16 protein-coding genes are annotated in these 20,655 nt (G+C 40.0%); 9 read left to right on the plus strand and 7 right to left on the minus strand.

Annotation, left to right across the window (positions count from 1 at the left end; all coding sequences use genetic code 11):
* Positions 1–99: 99 nt before the first annotated feature.
* Entirely contained in the window at positions 100–1,362 is a 1,263-nt protein-coding gene (dctA, locus tag ACH8JV_RS11655) for a C4-dicarboxylate transporter DctA (RefSeq protein ID WP_396521391.1), read from the plus strand.
* A 42-nt stretch (positions 1,363–1,404) separates the two neighbouring features.
* Here dctA and ACH8JV_RS11660 read toward each other — a convergent pair whose 3' ends face one another.
* Positions 1,405–2,403 carry a CobW family GTP-binding protein gene (locus ACH8JV_RS11660; protein ID WP_396521393.1) on the minus strand — a complete coding sequence of 333 codons (999 nt, stop codon included), beginning with the start codon at positions 2,401–2,403 and terminating at the stop codon, positions 1,405–1,407.
* A gap of 502 nt (positions 2,404–2,905) precedes the next feature.
* On the opposite strand from ACH8JV_RS11660, the gene ACH8JV_RS11665 reads away from it, so the two are divergent.
* Positions 2,906–3,103 carry a hypothetical protein gene (locus ACH8JV_RS11665; protein ID WP_002054416.1) on the plus strand — a complete coding sequence of 66 codons (198 nt, stop codon included), beginning with the start codon at positions 2,906–2,908 and terminating at the stop codon, positions 3,101–3,103.
* A gap of 132 nt (positions 3,104–3,235) precedes the next feature.
* Here ACH8JV_RS11665 and ACH8JV_RS11670 read toward each other — a convergent pair whose 3' ends face one another.
* The 4 genes from ACH8JV_RS11670 to ACH8JV_RS11685 all read right to left on the minus strand — a co-directional run bounded on the left by ACH8JV_RS11670 (position 3,236) and on the right by ACH8JV_RS11685 (position 8,446).
* Positions 3,236–3,751 (minus strand): acyl-CoA thioesterase, encoded by a 516-nt coding sequence (locus ACH8JV_RS11670; protein WP_004703199.1) that lies wholly within the window; start codon positions 3,749–3,751, stop codon positions 3,236–3,238.
* Between the two features lie 262 nt (positions 3,752–4,013).
* Positions 4,014–4,628, minus strand: coding sequence for a MarC family protein (locus ACH8JV_RS11675; protein ID WP_002054351.1), 615 nt, complete (start codon positions 4,626–4,628; stop codon positions 4,014–4,016).
* Between the two features lie 11 nt (positions 4,629–4,639).
* Entirely contained in the window at positions 4,640–6,706 is a 2,067-nt protein-coding gene (locus ACH8JV_RS11680; RefSeq protein WP_191028575.1) for a choline transporter, read from the minus strand.
* Between the two features lie 117 nt (positions 6,707–6,823).
* Positions 6,824–8,446, minus strand: coding sequence for a BCCT family transporter (locus ACH8JV_RS11685; protein WP_004703203.1), 1,623 nt, complete (start codon positions 8,444–8,446; stop codon positions 6,824–6,826).
* 265 nt (positions 8,447–8,711) lie between these two features.
* Between ACH8JV_RS11685 and betI the strand changes: the two genes are divergently transcribed.
* The 7 genes from betI to ACH8JV_RS11720 all read left to right on the plus strand — a co-directional run bounded on the left by betI (position 8,712) and on the right by ACH8JV_RS11720 (position 17,704).
* Positions 8,712–9,335, plus strand: a complete 624-nt coding sequence (gene betI / locus ACH8JV_RS11690) for a transcriptional regulator BetI (RefSeq protein WP_004703204.1) — start codon at positions 8,712–8,714, stop codon at positions 9,333–9,335.
* The gene (gene betB / locus ACH8JV_RS11695; protein WP_396521396.1) at positions 9,328–10,800 is read left to right on the plus strand and encodes a betaine-aldehyde dehydrogenase; all 1,473 of its coding nucleotides are present in this window, start codon (positions 9,328–9,330) and stop codon (positions 10,798–10,800) included. The genes betI and betB overlap by 8 nt, the downstream gene beginning before the upstream one ends.
* A 97-nt stretch (positions 10,801–10,897) precedes the next feature.
* Entirely contained in the window at positions 10,898–12,556 is a 1,659-nt protein-coding gene (gene betA, locus ACH8JV_RS11700) for a choline dehydrogenase (protein WP_004888295.1), read from the plus strand.
* A gap of 510 nt (positions 12,557–13,066) precedes the next feature.
* Entirely contained in the window at positions 13,067–14,707 is a 1,641-nt protein-coding gene (gene mqo / locus ACH8JV_RS11705; RefSeq protein WP_024433247.1) for a malate dehydrogenase (quinone), read from the plus strand.
* Positions 14,708–14,798: 91 nt separating this feature from the next.
* Positions 14,799–15,269 carry a hypothetical protein gene (locus tag ACH8JV_RS11710; RefSeq protein WP_396521398.1) on the plus strand — a complete coding sequence of 157 codons (471 nt, stop codon included), beginning with the start codon at positions 14,799–14,801 and terminating at the stop codon, positions 15,267–15,269.
* Between the two features lie 216 nt (positions 15,270–15,485).
* Positions 15,486–16,364 (plus strand): homocysteine S-methyltransferase family protein, encoded by an 879-nt coding sequence (locus ACH8JV_RS11715; RefSeq protein WP_000696108.1) that lies wholly within the window; start codon positions 15,486–15,488, stop codon positions 16,362–16,364.
* A 5-nt stretch (positions 16,365–16,369) separates the two neighbouring features.
* Positions 16,370–17,704 carry a basic amino acid/polyamine antiporter gene (locus ACH8JV_RS11720; RefSeq protein WP_068566399.1) on the plus strand — a complete coding sequence of 445 codons (1,335 nt, stop codon included), beginning with the start codon at positions 16,370–16,372 and terminating at the stop codon, positions 17,702–17,704.
* A 54-nt stretch (positions 17,705–17,758) separates the two neighbouring features.
* Here the strand turns inward: ACH8JV_RS11720 and ACH8JV_RS11725 are convergent, their stop codons facing one another.
* The gene (locus ACH8JV_RS11725; protein ID WP_396521401.1) at positions 17,759–19,672 is read right to left on the minus strand and encodes an esterase/lipase family protein; all 1,914 of its coding nucleotides are present in this window, start codon (positions 19,670–19,672) and stop codon (positions 17,759–17,761) included.
* A gap of 148 nt (positions 19,673–19,820) precedes the next feature.
* Positions 19,821–20,528, minus strand: a complete 708-nt coding sequence (locus ACH8JV_RS11730) for a YoaK family protein (RefSeq protein WP_396521403.1) — start codon at positions 20,526–20,528, stop codon at positions 19,821–19,823.
* Positions 20,529–20,655: the final 127 nt, after the last annotated feature.

Genomic DNA, 20,655 nt, shown 5'->3' on the forward strand with positions numbered 1-20,655 from the left:
CTAAATTTGCATCATATTCCAAAACATCCAAGCACTTTCAAAGTTGGCGGGCTTTTTGCTTGAGAGGGTTGTATTCCTCTCTTTTTGATTTGATGACTTATGTGGCAAAAACTTAAACGTAGTTTATTCCTACAAGTTCTCTGCGCTCTCTTCCTCGGTATTGCAGTAGGTCTTGGTTTTCATGATTTCTCCCTAGCTTTAAAACCTCTTGGTGATGGTTTTATTTCGCTCATTAAAATGTTGATTGCTCCTATTGTGTTTTGTGTGGTGGTACTGGGAATCTATGGTGCAAACGACATTAAAAAAATGGGCAAAGTCGGTGCAAAAACGATTCTTTATTTTGAAGTGGTCACCAGTATTGCTTTAATTTTGGGAATTATTGTTGCTTATGTCTTTAAACCGGGCGTCGGTATGAATATCGATATTCATCATTTAGATGCTAAAGATTTAAGTACCTATACTGACCGTGCTCATGACATGCATACAGGTTCGGACTTTTTACTTAATATTATTCCAAAAACATTTACGGCTGCTTTTGCCAACGGCGATATTTTACAGATTTTACTCATCGCGATTTTATTTGGTGTCTCGCTACTTTTAATTCCTAAACATTTAGCAGAGCTGGTACGTCAGGCACTTGAAGCTTTCTCTGAAGTCTTCTTTAAAATTATGGGACTGATTATCCGTTTAGCTCCAATTGGTGTATTCGGTTCAGTCGCATATACCACTGCAAAATTCGGATCAGACTCACTTCTACAACTCGGCTATTTAGTTTTACTCTTTTATGCAACCTGCATTTTATTTGTTGTGATTGTTCTAGGTTCAATTCTAAAACTTACCGGCCTCAACATTTTCAAATTTGTAGGCTACTTTAAAGATGAGTTGGCAATTGTTTTAGGTACCGCATCTTCCGACTCAGTTCTTCCTCAAGTCATGAAAAAGCTTAAAAACTTGGGAATTAAAGATTCAACGGTCGGTCTGGTCATCCCAACCGGTTATTCTTTTAATTTAGATGGCTTTTCAATTTACTTAACTTTGGGGGTGATCTTTATTGCACAGGCCTGCAATATCGATCTTTCTATGCATGACTTGTTGGCTATTTTACTGGTTTCGCTCATTACCTCTAAAGGCGCGCACGGTATTCCGGGTTCTGCCTTAGTGATTCTTGCGGCGACACTTTCAGTCATTCCAAGCTTACCTGCAATTGGTTTAGTGCTTTTATTGTCTGTAGATTGGTTTATCGGGATTATCCGTGCCTGCACCAATTTAATTGGTAACTGTGTTGCGACCGTAGTCGTTGCACATTGGGAAAAAGACATTGACCATGCTCAAGCTAAAGCTGTACTCGACATCAAAAAATAGATGAATATTTTTGAGAACATTGAGCTATCTTTTCAATGTTCTCTATTCATCAATTCTGCAACTTAATAATTCAGTTTCAAATGCCAGCCAGTCATGTTCATGTTGGCTAATGATTTCAATACGGTTATCAATGCCCTCTTCACCAGACTTATAGTTAAACTGCTCAGGGTTAAAGTTAAAGGTCTTCCATCCCTGATCTGTATTAAAAATTCCCTTAATACGTAGCCAGTCTTGCTGTGCACACAACACATCAAGCAGAGCATAAAACTCAAATTTCCAACGTTTAGGTAATTTCCAACCCGCCACAATATAACCTTGTGCAGACTCAACATAGTGATAAGGCAATTGGTGAATTTCTTTTGCAACTTCGGCTTCGGTCATTTGTTTTTGAAGCTTAAGTAAAGGTTGTATAGAGCGTTCGGTTAAACGAGCAGCAACATCAATTTGTGATAGTTCAAGTTGACCATGCTCGGTCTTTAGCCATTGCTGCCCATACGGCTGATATTCATCTTTAAGCCTATCTAGTGCCTGATCATCTTCAAAAGTCATGGTGTCAGCATGAGAAACCACCACAATCTGTGCAGCTTTTAATTGATCTTCATACAAGTTTTGTTTAACCCAATTGGTGTCATGCAAACGGCTACCATCAACAACCGTGACCAATGCACGCATAGCTAAGCTGTTTTGCCAATGAGGTTCGGTTAACTGATCAAATAATTGCGAAGGGTGCCCAAGCCCAGTAGGTTCAATAAAGAGTCGGTCTGGCTTTTGTTCACTTAACAAGCGAGCCAAAGCAATATGCATGGGAAGCTGGCTACTACAGCATAAACAGCCACCTAATAATTCTTTTACGGCATAACCTTCATCTTGAGGTAACAGTTGTTGGTCGACTCCAATTTGCCCAAACTCATTCATTAAAACTGCCCACACTTCATCTTTGGGTTTCTGACTTAATAAATGCTGCAATAATGTGGTTTTTCCTGCACCTAAAAACCCTGAAATAATATGGGTAGGTACAGTTTTTTGGGCAATCAGTTTCACAAGCGGCTCAAATCAACAAGGTTTTAAAAACTAAGAAAGGTATATCACTGTTTAAGTGGCATGGAAAACATTTTTCATTTTGAAGCTATAGTTTTCAATTATCTGGCTAAAACAGCATTTTTGTGACATACCTCTCATCAATAATCTAAATTAACTTTAAATAAAAAATAATTAAACGGAATATTCTATTTATATGCATTCACAATTCATGCCAGAGTGTTTTGTTTACGTAACCAAATTGGCTTTTTTTTACTCAACAAGAAATATTCTTTCACATTTTTAGCGCTCAACAAGCGCTCCAATTTTACAGTAGATGCACATAAACGGCCCGTATATTTCATATTGTTAAGATAGGCGTAATAGATTGTTAAGTTAATTGATGTAATCCAAAGCTCGGCTTAGCATGTGTCCTAGCTTAGTCATTCAGCACTACATGTTTTATCAGGTAGGTATGAACGATTAAGTTTGATTTATTTTTTAATGAATTTAAGGATGCCATAAAATGAAATTAGCTAAAACTTTACTCGCGACTACTCTAGCTTTAACTGCTGCTTCAACTTTTGCTGCTTCTAAACATGATAAAGTTCATGCTCCAGCAGAAGATAAAGTTGTAGTTTCAACTCAAGAGCAAGCAAACACTGCAAATGCTGCATCTGAAGCGGTAGGTTCTGCTTCTGAAGCTGCTCCTGCTGCTCAATAATTACCTCTGTACTCTCCTCCAAGCTCAGAGATAATTTTGCTGAAACGAAACAGGACGTTGAATTTCAGTGAATAAAAAAAGATCGAACCATGCTGCGGTTCGATCTTTTTTTAATTTAGTCTTCTTTGTTGTTTAAGAAGTTTTCTTATACATGCTGCAAGAAGGATTATGATTTTCTTGTAGGCGCAACACCTTACGGTGTTCTGCTGCTTCAAATCGACAGCGTTTCCATTCAGTATCGAGTTTTAATTGAGGCACTTCACGTGGTTTACCATGCTCATCAACCGAAACCATCGTGAAATAACAGCTATTGGTGTGGCGAACGGTGCGCTTTTGAATATTCTGTGCTTCTACACGAATACCCACTTCCATTGAAGTACGACCCACATGGTTCACACTCGCTAAAAATGTAACGAGTTCACCCACATAAATCGGTTCTTTAAAATTTACTTTATCTACAGACAACGTTACGACATAACTGCCTGAATAACGACTTGCACAAGCGTAGGCCACTTGGTCTAACAGCTTTAGAATTGTTCCACCATGAACATTACCTGAAAAATTTGCCATGTCTGGGGTCATTAACACTGACATGGTTAATTCGGACTGATCATCAGTTACGGTTGTCATTTCATCTAATGTAGGCATGACTCAACTCTGTCTCAAAACAAGCTCAGAAAACATTATGGTTGATAATTCACAAAAAAAACATGCTTAAATCCACAACATAGCATCGTATTTTTTAATATTGTTAATTCTTTTTTTGAACGGATATTTTTTAAGCTATTATTTTTAATTATTTTTTAGTTTTTCTTAAATAAAAAGCTGAGAAACAGCCAAAAATAAACTAAAGATGCTATGCCATTTTGTTCCATTTTAAATGACACAGCATCGTTTTATATGAGCCTGACTATACTTTATGGATCAGTCCAGTAATACCATTAATAATCATATCAACAGCAATCGTACCAATTAACAAAGCAGATAAACGCCCGACAATATCAAAATATCGATCGATGTATTTTGCATGTTTATAGCGTAAATGATCATGTGAAAATTTCATCAAAATCAAAATACTGCATGTTAAAAACATAGTAAACCCAATAACAAGTGCTGCAGCACCTATCGACATTTCAATACCTGTGACCACAGCCGCACTAATAGTGCCCGGCCCGATCATAAAAGGCATGGCGATTGTTCCAGCTAAATGTTCAGGTGCACCGCGCATTTCACCAATGGTATCGGCTCCCTGAAACACATAGCGATAACCAATCACTAAAAATATAAGACCGCCAAAAATCTGGAAAGCCTCAAAGCGTACATTCAGGTACTTACTAAAGATTGCTTCACCGCCCCATGCAAATAGCATAAAGACGATATAGGCAATCAAGCTCCCCTGAATTAAGGCTTTGTTAAACACCTTGGTTTCTGAATGGCGGATCAGGCCAATCATATAAATGCTCATTAAAAAAGGATTGAGCAAAGAGAAAAATAAAGCAAAAGAATGCAGATATGGTGAGACCATGCATATTCCCCTTAAGCTTGCGGATCTGGGAATAATGGACGGTTCCCAGGGCTAATACGATTAATATGCAAGAACGTCATATGTCGTTCATATTTATCTAAAATATCATTAATGACCTGTTCTTTACTGTAACCCACAAGGTCATTATCTTGAGAACCTTCATAAAGATAAGTTTCGAGACGGTAATAGAACTGTTTGCCTCGTTTTACACGCTGACTAAAGTTAGGCGCGCTATAACGGACAGGCCAAATCTGATACACGAAGTTTTGCTCTTCTTCCAAATGAATGGTGATATCGAGGTGATATAGCGCCTCTTCATCTTCAAGTGGAGTTTGCTGCACGTCTACGTTCATACCTTGCTTAATGAGTTCATCGGCAACAGCTTGAACAGCAGGTTTGCAAACGGTATCGAGCATTCGTCTGGTTTCAGTCGTTCCCGGATGATGCATAACCCGAGTCAAACGCTGTTTCCAATTGAGAATATCGACGTTACCCACTACAGGTGCTGCATTCATACTTCGGCTGGCATGCCTGTAGTCTTCAAGTCTGAGCGACTTATAAAGCCCCGCCATCACAAGGAACATCACGAAACTAAACGGCAGTCCCATAATGATGGTTGCATTTTGCAAAGCGGTAATCCCGTTGGTCATCAGCATGGCTAGCGTTAATAAACCAATGGCAATTGCCCAGAATACGCTTAACCAACGCGGCGCATCATTATCAATATGCGTAAGCTTAGTGGTGAAGTTACCTAAAACCAATGCCCCCGAATCGGCAGAAGTCACATAGAACAAAAGACCTGTCACTGTCGCAATTGAAGCAATGAAGGTAAAACCTGGATACTGCGCTAACAGGTCATAAAAACCATGTGCCGGATTCGATAATACCGTTGCAGCCAAAGTTTGGTTGCCTTCAAAAATCACGCTGTGCAATGCGCTATTACCAAAAATGGATAACCACGTTAAGGTAAATAACAGAGGAATAATTAAAGTCCCGCATACAAACTCACGAATAGTACGGCCTCTAGATATGCGGGCCAAAAACAATCCTACAAACGGTGACCATGCAATCCACCATGCCCAGAAGAACAAAGTCCAACTGCTCATCCAATCTTTAGGTTGTTCAAAGGCAAAACTTTGTAAGGCTAAGGTTGGGAAGCGAGTTAAATAATCACCAATATTTTGTACCAGTGCATTGAGTAAAAACTCGGTATTGCCCAAGAACAAAATAAATAGCAAAAGGCCAATTGATACATAAATATTGATTTCAGACAAAATCCGAAGGCCTTTATTCACCCCAGATGTCACTGAAATAATACTAATACCGACTGCAATGGCAATGAGTGCAAACTGCATCCAGATATTCTCTGGCAGTCCTAATAAAACATGTAAACCATAGTTCAGCTGTACCACGCCAATCCCGCAGGTGGTCGCAATACCAAAAATTGTCCCGATGACGGCGGCAGTATCCACACTATGGCCGATGGCCCCATTAATTCTGTTCCCAAAAATTGGGTAAAGTGCAGAACGAATGGTAAGCGGTAAGTTATACCGATAACTGAAATAACCAAGTGCCATACCAATCAAGGCATACATACACCATCCAGTCAAACCATAGTGAAATAGGGTCCACACCATACTTTGGCGTGCAGCTTCATAGGTCTGGCCTACTCCGACAGGCGGTTGCATATAATGAGATAATGGCTCGGCCACCGAGAAGAACATTAAATCGATACCAATACCTGCCGAAAACAGCATGGCAGACCAACTCAGTAGGCTAAACTCAGGCTTTGAGTGTTTGGGGCCAAGCTTAATTTCACCATATCTTGAACAGGCAATGAAAATGACAAACACCATATATAGCGTTGCAGCCAGTAAATAATACCAGCCAAAGGTTGACGTTACCCATGCAAGAACAGTGTTAATAGTTCGATTTGCGAAATCGTTAAATAAAAAAGTAACGAGAGAAAAGATTAAAATGATTAGAGCTGAAATATAAAAAACCACACGGTTAAGCGGGTCTTTTTTAGATTTAGATAATGTTAAATCATCAACTGCTCTTGGATTATCTGTTGCCATACAATCCTCAAGGAATAGAAGAAAAATAAAATATTCAATTTAGTCTTTTCACTATTTAACAATAATGAAAAGACTGCTTTGAACGCAAAAAATATAAATAAATGTGATGAACCAAGGTTATAAAACCTCGGTCACTTTGTTCTGGTCACAATTCGATGGAATAGAAATGTCTTTTGAAATAGCTAACTGCTTTTTCGCAACATTCGGGTCAAAATCATCTTGCTTTAGGGCTTTGGCTAGACCAAACATATAAAGCAAAATAATGACTGAAAATGGTAAACCACATAACACCACTGCACTTTGCATGGAGTTAAAACTACCTGCTAATAATAAGCCGATACTTACAATGGTAATGACCACAGACCAAAAGATGCGTAACCAGATCGGTGAATCACTATCACTGGTGCCCCCTTTCGAGGACAAATTGGCGATCATTAGTGTACCAGACCCAACAGGGGTCAAAAATAAAACGAAACAAATTACAACAACAATCCCGGCAATATACGGATTAAACGGGAGATATTCGAGTAATTTGAATAATGACAATGCTGGGTCACTTAAAACCATATCACCCAAAGCTTTCTGCTTTTGGTTGAGAATAAAATGAATTGCGGTGTTTCCAAAAATCGAAATCCAAGCCAAGGTAAAACCTAATGGAATGAGGCATACACCTAATACAACCTCACGAATGGTTCGGCCTTTTGAAATACGCGCAATAAACATACCGACAAAAGGCGCCCAAGCAATCCACCATGCCCAATAAAACACAGTCCATGAACCCAACCAACCACTGGCTTTTTGATTGTATAAATACATATCAAAGCTTTTACCCATAAAATTGTTGAGGTAATCACCGACATTTTGAACAAGACCATTTAACAAATGGTTAGTTGGCCCTGTTAAAAATACAAATAAAAGTAAAGCATAGAGCAAACGCAAATTAATACGCGATAACCATGCCAGACCTTTTTCAATACCAACTACTGTTGTGATGGTCGCAACACTCATCATGACGAGAACAGCTGTAATTAAGGTTGCAGAGCTATGCGGTATTTCAGGAATTAAATAACAAATACCTGAAACCAACACTAAAGCACCAATACCTAAGTTGGTCACGAGCGAAATGACAGTCGCCAAAATACCAAAGCCATCAACAAAATCCCCCACCAAGCCATGAACCCGCTCTCCGAAAATTGGATAGAGGGCCGAGCGCAATGCAAGCGGTAAATCTTGTCTAAAAGCAAAGTAACCTAAGGTCACACCGAGCAAAGCGTAAAGCACCCAGCCATGAATACCCCAGTGCAAAAAGCTATAGGTCATGGCATTTCGAGCAGCCTGAATGGTTCCTGCCTCACCTTCGGGTGGTCTTAGAAAATGATCAACAGGTTCAGCAACACCATAATAAAGTAGCGCGATACCAATCCCTGCTGAAAATAGCATTGAGGTCCAAGCCAAATAGCCAAACTCGGGTTTGTCGTCATCTTTACCTAACGGAATTTGCCCAACTTTTGAGAAGGCAAGCCAAGCCACAAAGCCTAAACACAGCACAATGACTAACATGTAATACCACCCAAAAAAGTGGTTTACCTGTTCTTGCACATAGGTCAGCCAAAACTGACTTTTTTCTGGAAACAGTACAAATAATAGGCCAAAAATGCCGATACTGACTGCCGAACTCCAAAATACAAAACGATTTAACCGAATATGGTCTGAAGAATATCCATCACTTTTCAACACCATCTTATTGCTCCTTGCAATCGGTGTATTTTTTCCAAAATAACGTGATAAGTACTGGACTTATGCGCATCATCCTATCCGTAAGAACTTCTGATTCTACCTCTTCTTCCCCGAAGTCAGATTCAAAAATTCATTGATTTTTACACATCATACTTGTTATTGATTGAACGTTCAATCAATAACAAGTATGATAAAAAAAGTGCTATGATGCTCTGCAAGTTAACATGCTGAATTTAAAGCACCCCTAAAAGTGCTGATGTGGAAAATCATGACAAAACGCAGAGTAAAACCAGAGCATGTGCGCCGTGAAGAGATTATGAACGCTGCACTCGACGTAATTTATGAAGTGGGGTTATCCAATACCACCATTGCACAAATTGCAAAAAAAGCCGAGTTGTCGACCGGTATTGTCAGCCATTACTTTGGCGACAAACAAGGGTTAATAAATACCTGTATGCAAGAAATGCTCAATGTTTTGCGTCGGAAAACCGAACAGTACAGAGCAGAAGCAGATTCGCATCCGGAAAGCCAGATTAAGGCAATTATTGACTCTAACTTTGACATTAGTCAGGTAAATGAAAAAGCAATGCGGGTCTGGTTAGACTTTTGGTCTGCAAGTATGCATGTACCAGACCTGAGCCGTTTGCAAAAGATTAATGATCAACGCCTGTACTCCAACTTGAAGTTTTATTTTCTCAAGTTAATAGATGAACAACAGGCCAGTGTTGCCGCAAGAGGTTTGGCAGCATTGATTGATGGATTATGGCTACGCGGCAGTTTAAGCCGTCACAACGAATTTGACAGCGAGCTGGCCCGTTCCATTGCTTACGATTATGTAAAAACGCAATTGCAATTTGCGAACAAGCCTTTGCAGGAGAGACAAAATGAGTGATGTACAAGTTTATCAACTGTATATCCATGGACGCTACGTTGAAGCAACCAGTGGTAAAACATTTAATAGTATTAACCCTGCCAACGGCGAGACAATCGCGACTCTTCAACAGGCATCTGAACAAGATATTGAAGCTGCTGTAAAAAGTGCCCAACAAGGACAAAAAATCTGGGCAGCCATGACCGCTATGGAGCGTTCACGTATTTTACGCCGTGCTGTCGATATTCTCCGTGAACGTAATGATGAGCTTGCCCGTCTTGAAACACTCGACACCGGTAAAGCCTACAGCGAAACATCTACAGTTGATATTGTGACTGGTGCAGATGTACTCGAATACTACGCAGGACTTGCAACCGCCATTCAGGGCGACCAAGTTCCACTTCGCGAATCAAGTTTCTTTTATACACGCCGTGAACCATTAGGAGTGGTTGCAGGTATTGGGGCTTGGAACTATCCAATTCAAATCGCTTTATGGAAATCTGCCCCTGCTCTTGCAGCCGGCAACGCTATGATTTTCAAACCAAGTGAAACAACACCACTCACTGCATTTAAACTTGCAGAAATCTATACAGAAGCTGGTTTACCAGACGGCGTATTTAACGTGGTACAAGGTGCTGGCCGTGAAATTGGTCAATGGCTCACTGAACATCCTGTGATTGAAAAAATCTCATTCACTGGTGGTGTGGAAACCGGCAAAAAAGTCATGGCAAGTGCTGCGGGTTCTACGCTTAAAGAAGTGACCATGGAACTTGGTGGTAAATCACCACTGATTATTTGTGAAGATGCCGACCTGAACCGTGCAGCAGATATTGCAGTCATGGCGAACTTCTTTAGCTCAGGTCAGGTATGTACCAACGGTACTCGTGTATTTGTTCCAAAATCACGTTTAGCCGACTTTGAAAAAGCGGTTGTAGAGCGTGTAAAACGTATTCGCATTGGCGACCCAATGGCTGAAGATACGAACTTCGGTCCACTCACTAGCTTCCCTCACATGGAAAAAGTGTTGTCTTTCATTGAGTCAGGCAAACAACAAGGCGCTAAAGTATTAATTGGTGGTGGCCGCGCAACAGAAGGCGAACTTGCCAAAGGCGCTTATGTACTACCGACAGTATTTAGCGACTGCACTGACCAGATGGCGATTGTTCAAGAAGAAATTTTTGGACCTGTCATGAGCATTTTAAGCTATGAAACCGAAGAAGAAGTCATCCGTCGTGCTAACGACACCACCTTTGGTTTAGCTGCTGGCGTTGTTACTCAAGACATCAGCCGTGCTCATCGCATTATTCACCAGATTGAAGCTGGTATTTGCTGGATTAACACGTGGGGTGAATCGCCTGCCGAGATGCCAGTGGGTGGCTATAAACAATCTGGTGTAGGCCGCGAAAATGGCTTGACCACACTTGGGCACTATACCCGTATCAAATCTATTCAAGTTGAACTTGGCGATTATCAAAGCATTTTTTAATGCCCCAATCGCTCTAAACACTTCAACCTAAATCACATATGCCGAGCAGTCTTTATAGATTGCTCAGGCAAACTGTTAGTAAAAAAAAAGGATAGTTATGAATATTAAAGAATATGATTACATTATTATTGGCGCAGGATCTGCCGGAAATGTACTCGCTGCGCGTCTGACTGAAGACAAAGATACCACCGTTTTACTGCTAGAAGCAGGTGGTCCAGATTATCGCTTGGATTTCCGTACACAAATGCCGGCAGCTTTGGCCTACCCTCTTCAAGGTCGTCGCTATAACTGGGCTTATTTAACTGACCCAGAGCCGCACATGAACAACCGTCGTATGGAATGTGGTCGTGGTAAAGGTTTAGGTGGCTCATCTTTAATTAATGGTATGTGCTATATCCGCGGTAACGCGATGGATTTAGAACAATGGGCAACTCATAAAGGCCTTGAAAACTGGACTTATGCCGACTGTTTGCCTTACTACAAAAAAGCCGAGACTCGTGACATTGGTGGCAACGACTACCATGGTGATAGCGGCCCTGTATCAGTGGCTACACCAAAAAATGGCAACAATGTGTTGTTCCATGCCATGGTTGAAGCAGGTGTACAGGCAGGTTACCCGCGTACTGACGACTTAAACGGTTATCAGCAAGAAGGTTTTGGCCCAATGGACCGTACGGTTACGCCTAAAGGCCGTCGTTCAAGTACCGCACGTGGTTATTTGGATATGGCAAAAGGTCGTCCAAACCTGACTATTTTGACACACGCGACGACCAACAAAATCTTGTTCAACCAAAAGCAAGCGATTGGTGTTGAATACATTATTGGCGCTGACCAAAACAACTTACAACGCGCATTGGTTAAACGCGAAGTATTACTTTGTGCAGGTGCAATTGCGTCACCGCAAATTTTACAGCGCTCAGGCGTAGGTCAAAGTACCTTCTTAAAATCAATGGACATTGATGTGGTTCATGATTTGCCGGGTGTAGGTGAAAATCTGCAAGACCACTTGGAAATGTACTTACAGTATAAATGTAAGCAACCTGTTTCTTTATACCCTGCTTTAAAATGGTATAACCAACCTGCGATTGGTGCCGAGTGGTTATTTAATGGTACAGGTATTGGCGCGAGTAACCAGTTTGAAGCGGGTGGATTTATCCGTAGTTCGGATGAATTCAAATGGCCAAACATTCAGTACCATTTCTTACCAGTAGCTATTAACTACAACGGTAGTAATGCAGTAAAAGAACACGGCTTCCAAGCCCATGTCGGTTCAATGCGTTCGCCTTCACGCGGTCGTATCAAACTTAAATCGAAAGATCCGTTTGCGCACCCAAGTATCTTGTTTAACTATATGTCGACTGAACAAGACTGGCGTGAGTTCCGTGATGCAATTCGTATTACACGTGAAATCATGCAGCAACCTGCGCTTGACCCATATCGTGGTGATGAAATTAGCCCGGGCAAACATTTGCAAACCGATGCAGAGCTTGATGACTTTGTTCGTAACCATGCAGAAACGGCTTACCACCCGTCTTGTAGTTGTAAGATGGGTGAAGACGAAATGGCTGTTGTAGATGGTCAAGGCCGCGTACACGGTATGAATGGTTTACGTGTGGTTGATGCCTCAATTATGCCGCTCATTATTACCGGCAACTTAAACGCAACTACCATTATGATTGCCGAGAAAATTGCAGACCAAATTCGTGGACGCGAAGCGTTACCACGTTCAACTGCACCGTTCTATGTCGCATCATAAAACCGTTAAGGGCATATTTCTTATACAGAGATATGCCCTTAATTTAATAGGTACTGCACAAGCATTAATAAGAACTATGTATGACAAAAAATAAGCGGCTATAAGCTAAACATTTACATAAATATGGCATGAAATAAAAATTAATCTATTTTTATAGGCAAATTATCCTCAAATGATTCAAGTTTAACCAAAATTATTTTAATAGTTAATTATCAATCACTTAAATTAAAATAAAAGCTAAAAACAATCTTACAAAAGCTCAATTTGATCAAATATAAATCATATTTATGATTTTGATGAACCCCATTTATTATAAAAATTGTCTTGTCAATGCAAAATTAGTCTAAAATATAGAGTGTTTGCGATAATCCCAAGTAATTTTTCTTTTTTTAAAGTTCTCTGTTTTGGAGAATTTTACTTTCGCATTTATATCCATTTTGTCTGGATACGCTGTCTAGGTTTCCTCACACCTTAAGTGACTCAAATAACTTATTTTAAGGTCCCCCTTACATGAAAAAGTTTTTGAAATACCTTCTGGTATTAATCATTCTTATTTTAATTGCAGGTATTGTTTTCTTGTTTAGACCAATTGCGTCAAAACAAGTACAAACTGCAAAAGATGAGCCAGTTGTTGATGCTGTTCTTGTTGGCGGCGGCATCATGAGTGCCACTCTCGGTACTTATTTCACTGAGCTTGAACCGAATTGGCAAATTCGTATGTATGAACGTCTTGACCAAGTTGCTCAAGAAAGTTCAAACGGCTTTAACAATGCCGGAACAGGCCACTCTGGCTTTATGGAAATGAACTATACCGAAGAAAAAAACGGTAAGATGGAAATTGTCAAAGCTGAAAAAGTTGCTTCTCAATTTGAAGTCGCTAAACAGTTCTGGTCATATCAGGTAAAACAAGGCGTTTTAGCTGAACCAAAATCATTCATTAACCCAGTTCCACACATTGCTTTCGTTTGGGGCGATAACGTTCAGTTCTTAGAAAAACGTTATGCTGCCATGATTCAAAGCCCGTTGTTCAAAGGTATGAAATTTACTGAAGACCCAGCTGTGATTAAGCAATGGGCACCTTTGGTGATGAACGATCGTGATCCAACTCAAAAAGTTGCAGCAACTCGTATGGAAGTTGGTTCAGATGTAAACTACGGTTCAATCACGAATCAGTTAGTGAAACACTTAAACCAAAACCCAAATTTCAAATTACAGACTTCAACTGAAGTGACTGGCATCAGCCAAAATGATGACAAAACTTGGACTGTATCTTTCAAAGATTTGAAAACTGGTAAAACAGATCACGTTAAAACACGTTTTGTGTTTATCGGTGCAGGTGGTGCAGCGGTTAAATTATTGCAACTTACTGGTTTACCAGAAGCCAAACAATATGCTGGCTTCCCTGTAGGTGGTGAATTCTTAATTACTGATAACCCAGCAATTACGTCTCAACATACAGCGAAAGTATATGGCCGTGCTGAACTTGGTGCGCCTCCAATGTCTGTACCACATATTGATACACGTTATATCGACGGTAAAAAATATGTATTGTTTGGCCCATTTGCAACCTATTCAAACAAGTTCCTGAAAAATGGTTCTCAGCTTGACTTGCTTGCATCTACTAACAAAAACAACGTTTTACCAATGACCACTGTTGGCTTGGAAAACCTTGATCTTGTTAAATACTTGGTGAGCCAAGTAATGATGTCAGACCAAGACCGTCTAAATGAACTTCGTAAATACTACCCAGATGCGAAAGCTGAAGACTGGCGTTTAAGTCAAGGTGGTCAACGTGTTCAGATCATCAAGAAAGAACCAGGTAAACCAGCAACACTTCAATTCGGTACAGAAATCTTTGCGTCTAAAGATGGTGCTGTAACTGCATTGTTAGGTGCTTCTCCGGGTGCTTCGACTTCTCCATACATCATGCTTAACTTACTTGAAAAAGCTTTCCCTCAGCAAACTGAAGGTAAGTGGAACCAGAAGCTTCATGAAATTGTAGTTTCTTATAAGCAAGACTTGAGCAAAGACCCTGTGTTACTCGACAAAGTTCGTCAGTACACAAGTTCTACTCTTGGCTTGAACTATACATCTCCGTTCAAAGCTGCAAACGATGAAACTGCTGCTGCCCCAGTTGCAAAAGCAAACTAAGTTTGATGATGTATAAGTAAAATATCAAAAGGATGAATTTCGATTCGTCCTTTTGTTTTTTAAGACCTCAGTTGAGATATTTAGACTAGCTATGACGCCTTTAAACTCATTACCTCGCCTCTTATCATTTTGCTTTAAGCTCGTACTTGTTTTGCTACTGGCTTATCTTTTGTTAAGCGGGTTTTATATGTGGATGATTGGCGGTACAGCAATTTATGTCAGCTCAGCCGTATTATTTGCCATAACCGCTTATGCATTTAAGCTCGGTAAGTATCAAAAACTATGTGCTGTTCTAAATGTGTTCATGAGCGCAGCCGCATTATATTTCAGCACGACTCATCTATTTTTCTCACCTATTCAGTTCTTTATATTTTTACCTGCCTTATTTTTTGTGCTGTTAGCTTTTGCTCGCCTAAATAAAATTCGTAACTTATCTAAAGTTTTAATATTTATTAGTTTATTGGTGTGGTCAGGTATACATTTTTCACAGCTTAAACAACTTCAAGCCTATTATAAAACACAGCATACAGGTGAAAGCTGGCAGCAATACGGCGCGCTATAAGAGTATTTTTAGTCTGTATACTTCATGAAAATGTATTTTCATTTTCACATGAAGTTCATCAGTAAAACTGAACATCGTTTACAGAATTCCTCCTAAGAAAAATTATTCATAACAATCTAATTTATTTAGAAATATATCGAGCATATTAGCGATTGAATAGCATTCATCTACACGCTAGATTAGCTGAATTATTTTTCTCCCTTTACGTTGTAATTTATGAAAATTTTAGATGGCGGTTTAGGCCGTGAATTGGCTCGCCGTGGCGCTCCGTTTCGTCAACCAGAGTGGTCTGCGCTTGCACTCATTGAAGCACCTGAAACAGTAAAAGAAGTCCATCTCGACTTTATCAACGCTGGTGCAGAAGTCATTACAACCAATAACTATGCGGTTGTGCCATTTCATATTGGTCAAGAACGTTTTGAAACTGATGGCGTGCGTTTAATTAAAGTTGCGATTGAACAAGCAAAAAATGCAGTTAAAGAAAGCGGCAAAAATGTCAAAATCGCAGGCTGTTTACCACCATTATTTGGTTCTTACCGCGCCGACTTGTTCCAACCGGAACAGGCTAAAAACCTTGCTGAGCCAATTATTAACACATTGGCACCAGAAGTAGATTTCTGGCTCGCTGAAACTCAATCGTGCTTAAAAGAAGTTGAAACAGTCCATGCATTATTACCACAAGATGGTAAAGACTATTGGGTGTCATTTACGCTGCAAGATGAAATCAAACAAGAACAAGCTTTACTTCGTTCTGGCGAAAACATGCAACAAGTGGCTGACTTTATAAAGCAGTCAAATGCCAAAGCAGTATTGTTTAACTGCTGCCAACCTGAAGTGATCTTGCAAGCAATTAATGAAATTAAAGGACTCATTCCAGAGTCTGTACAAATTGGTGCTTATGCCAACGCCTTCCCACCACAAGATGAAAGCGCTACAGCCAACGATGGTCTGGATGAAATTCGTAAAGACTTAGATGCTCCAGCTTATCTTGGTTTTGCTAAGCAATGGCAGCAAGCAGGTGCAAGTTTAGTCGGCGGTTGCTGCGGTATTGGACCAGAACACATTGCTGAACTTTCTCAATTTTTTAAAGAATAAATACCATGTCTGCTGCCAAAATCGGATTGTTGTCTCTTACAGCGCTGGTATTTAGCTCTATGGTGGGGTCTGGTGTATTTAGCCTTCCCCAAAATATGGCTCAAGTTGCCAACGGCTCTGCCCTTCTTGTTGCATGGCTCATTACCGGAGTCGGCATTATTTTCTTAGCCCTGTCATTGTTGCATTTAACCCGTCAACGACCAGATCTAGATGGCGGTATTTATAACTATGCGCGGGAAGGTTTTGGAGACCTCATCGGGTTTTGCTCGGCATGGGGTTATTGGTTATGTACCACCATTGGTATTGTCGGCTATGTAGTGATTGCCTTTTCAGGCGTCGGCATGTTTACCGATAGCAAAGACCACATTATTTTTGGTGAAGGTAATACACTCTACTCTCTGATTGGCTCAAGCATTTTTGTATGGCTGGTGCACTGGTTAGTAAGCCGAGGTATTAAAGAAGCTGCGATTGTGAATTTACTGGCAACCATTGCCAAAATTATTCCAATGGTGGTTTTCATCTTCTTTACTTTTATTGCCTTTAAGTTTGATTTGTTCAAACTCAACTTAAATGACTTCTCTTTAAAAGTTCCGCTTTGGCAGCAAGTAAAAGACCTGATGCTGATTACCCTTTGGGTATTCACCGGTATTGAAGGTGCGGTAGTTTTATCATCACGTGCCAAAAACCGTCATGACATTGGTAAAGCGACTATTTTAGGTGTGTTGCTGGCATTAAGTTTTTACGTCATGGTGACAGTACTGGCTTATGGGGTGGCAAGTCGTGAAGCCCTTGCAGGCATGCATAACCCATCTATGGCAACCATTTTGCAGCAACTGATCGGCTTACCGGGTACGATTGTTATTACCATCGGGCTTATTATTTCAGTTTCATCGTCTTATTTAAGCTGGACGTTATTTGCGACTGAAATTCCATATCTAGCTGCAAAAAATGGTGCTTTCCCTAAATTATTTTTAAAGAATAATCAGAACAATGTACCGATTTCATCGCTTTGGCTCACCACCATTGTGGTACAAGGCTCCCTCATTGCCGTATATTTTTTCAATAAAAACTACACTCAGCTTTTACTGATTTCATCGGTGATGATTTTGCTGCCTTATTTTCTGGTGTCGGCTTTTTATCTTAAAGAATCTATTCGCCATAAACGCACCCCGCATATTGCCATTGCAAGTGTTGCTTCAATCTATGCACTTTGGCTGCTCTATGCGGCAGGTTTAGACTTACTGCTGTTGTCTGGCGTGTTGTATTTGGTTGGCTTGGTTATTTTTTCAATCAGCTACTTTGAGCATAAAAAATCGCTCAAACAAAACCAGCTTAATTAATCACTTCAACCACTGTTGAGCTATTTCAGCAGTGGTTTTTTAAAAACAAAAATTCTATTTTGAAAGCTGCGACTGCTTTAAATGCAACCTTAAAATACGACGTAATTCTAAAATTGCCTCTGGGCTAGTTTGTATTGAATGCCCACCTTTAATAATCAGTTCTGATTGCTCTCCACCTAAATGTGAACTTTGATACGGCACAATCCCATCACTCATTTTTGATTTATCTGTCGTGCCATTCATGTTCCCCATAATCGAGTGATAGACCACATTGGACGATGGCTGAATGGCTTGAGTGAGCTTCATAAAGTTAGATGAACGACTTAAATTACTCGCTCCATTTTCAATTAAGCCTTTTCTGAGTTTTGTATTTTTCTCATCTCTCATTTCAACTGCAATAAAAAAGTCAGCAGGCAAACGAATAATACGACGGGCAATTTGGGTAAACCATCGATCAGCATAGTCAGTACCATGATGCGGCGCCGAAACAAAAACTACCCGCTTAAAATAAGGCAAAGCTTTGAATTGAAAGCGCTCTAGCACCACCGGATTTTCTTTTAAACGGTTTAGCTGGGCTTCATTCATTTTTTGCATGGCTTGTTCTGAAATATCAGCATCACTTACCAATAAACGACTGATCACTCCGCCCATACTATGCCCAACCAACACGGCATCGTGTGCAGCATAGCTGTCTTTAGCAACATTTTGAAAAGCCTGATTCAACAATGAATAAATCTGAAAGCGACTTTCAAAAATCGGCATGTTGGTTGAATAAAACACCTGCCAAACTTGATAGTTTTTTCTTAATTCAGCATCGCCCATAATGTCATTGGTTAGACTTACCCATGCTTCTGGGCTACTGGCCAAACCATGAATAAACACAATGATTTTTTTATTCGGGTTAAAGGGTTCCAGCATATATAAATGCGGCATAATCAAATTGGCTTCTTTATTAATTAAAGACCAATAACCTGCTGCACCTAAATTATATTTCGAGAGCCAAAGCCCATAAGGTGCCGAATAGTTTGCAGTAAGCGGATAGTCCACACCTTCAACTTTTACACGGTCCTGTCGGTATGGGTCGAACATGGAAATTTCCAAATCTGCCCCAGCAATGACTTGTTCGGCTGTGGCCTTTTGTTTTGGATAGGCAATGGCCGTGACTGGAAAGAAGCGTGGTAAATGTATGTTCGGATTACTATTGTGAGCGTAAAAAGCATCGGGGTCTAAAATGAAACCATGATTTACATCATGCTCCTTACGCCCAACGATAAACTCGGCACCTAAACCATCCTTACGGTTGACGGTATTAAACCCTGAAAAGTTCATGTTGTAGCTAGAGCGAAAGGTATCGACTTCAATGTGTTGTACATCTAGCGCATGGTCAAAGTTGACGTGGTACTCATGCCCATCTGCTTTTAGTAAAGGTGGGAAATGAAGCGTATTTAAATGATTAAAATACGTGGTCATGAGCTTCGACAAGGCGACGTTATAAAAAATACGTACCTGATTTTGCCTATGGTCAAACACTCGATCGAACGGCGACTCTTCAGAGTCAAACAAATAGACATAGCTATAGCGCAAGCTTTTATCAAACAACGCCAGCTCTTGCTCAACACAGCTATTATTTTTACTGCCCACATTACATTGGCTACTACGCCCAACATCTAAAGCTTTTGCCAAATAAATTTCACTGAGCGCAGCATAACGCTCTTCTCGGCTGCTATTTTCAGACAACCCCTGAATTTTATTTAAACAAACATCAAAATTTTGTAGACAAGACGTCTCATTTTCTTTGACCAAATATAGCAAGTTTTGGGTTTGATGGCTTAACGTATTGTCAGTCAAAATGCTTTCATTTTTACTTTTTAAAGCGCTACTTAAGTTACTTTCTTTTAAATGAATGACCTGACAACCGCTAAGCAGCCCCATTATTGCAAGCACTAAATAATGGCCAGACTTTGTCATTGTGCATTCCTTTCGCGAATGTATTTCCCCATTCGTCATTATGCCTGTAAAGCGATGAACGAACAATTTCAGCTCAGCTTCAATAGTGTTTTATTCAAAAAATAAAAGCCCGAATTTTTTTAAATTCAGGCTCTTTCAACAGCTCTGTTTAAGCTTGTTTAAACTTCTGCTGTGAAGCCAAATAAGAAAAATAAAGGATAGGTAAAATAAACAGCGCTACACTCCAAAAGTCAAAATAGACATAAAGCACAGCCCCCATAAAAGCACCAATCACAAAGCCAATGACAATACTGGCACTTTTAAGCAAGCTTGACCGATTGGCCTCATTATTGTTTTTGAGTAAGTTGGCAATATCAATCCCAAGCTGGGTGGTGTTGCCTGTCATCATGGTACTTGGGCTAATATTTTTAATGAGTGTTTTACTTGAAGTATTACGAATAGCTAAGGCAATTAGACCGAGGCCACCCGTGATAGCAACGGTAATCGCATCAGCATTTTTAAATGGCTCAAAGTAAAGCCCAGCAACCATAAAGGCACACAGAAAAATAGCTTCAAACAAAAATAAATAAGACAGCGTTTTGTGTTTGGCTTGACTACGGTCAATTAACAGTTTGGTAATCACCACCGTCAAAATAAACAATGGAATAGCAGCAAGCTTAATCCAGACACCTGTACCACCCTTCACCAAGGCTGCTCCTGCAAGCACCAAGTTGCCCGTTACATGCGCGGTAAAAAAACCAAATAACGCAATAAAGCCAATGGTATCAATTGCTCCACCCACCATAGTCAGTAAAACAGGATCTCGACATAGTGCCCACGTACTTTGTGTTTCTTGTTGAATTGAGGTCTCTGGCATTACACTTCCTATCAAATATTGGTTTTTTAATTAGAAATTTTTTGTCAGAAATTTAATATAAATTTCGATCTTTAATAACAACAGATCTTTATGTAAAAACCTAGCTGTTCATTTTAAGTCAGAGTGT

Origin of the sequence: Acinetobacter sp. ABJ_C5_2, from assembly GCF_044538485.1 — a bacterium.
Taxonomy (GTDB): Bacteria; Pseudomonadota; Gammaproteobacteria; order Pseudomonadales; family Moraxellaceae; genus Acinetobacter; species Acinetobacter nosocomialis_A.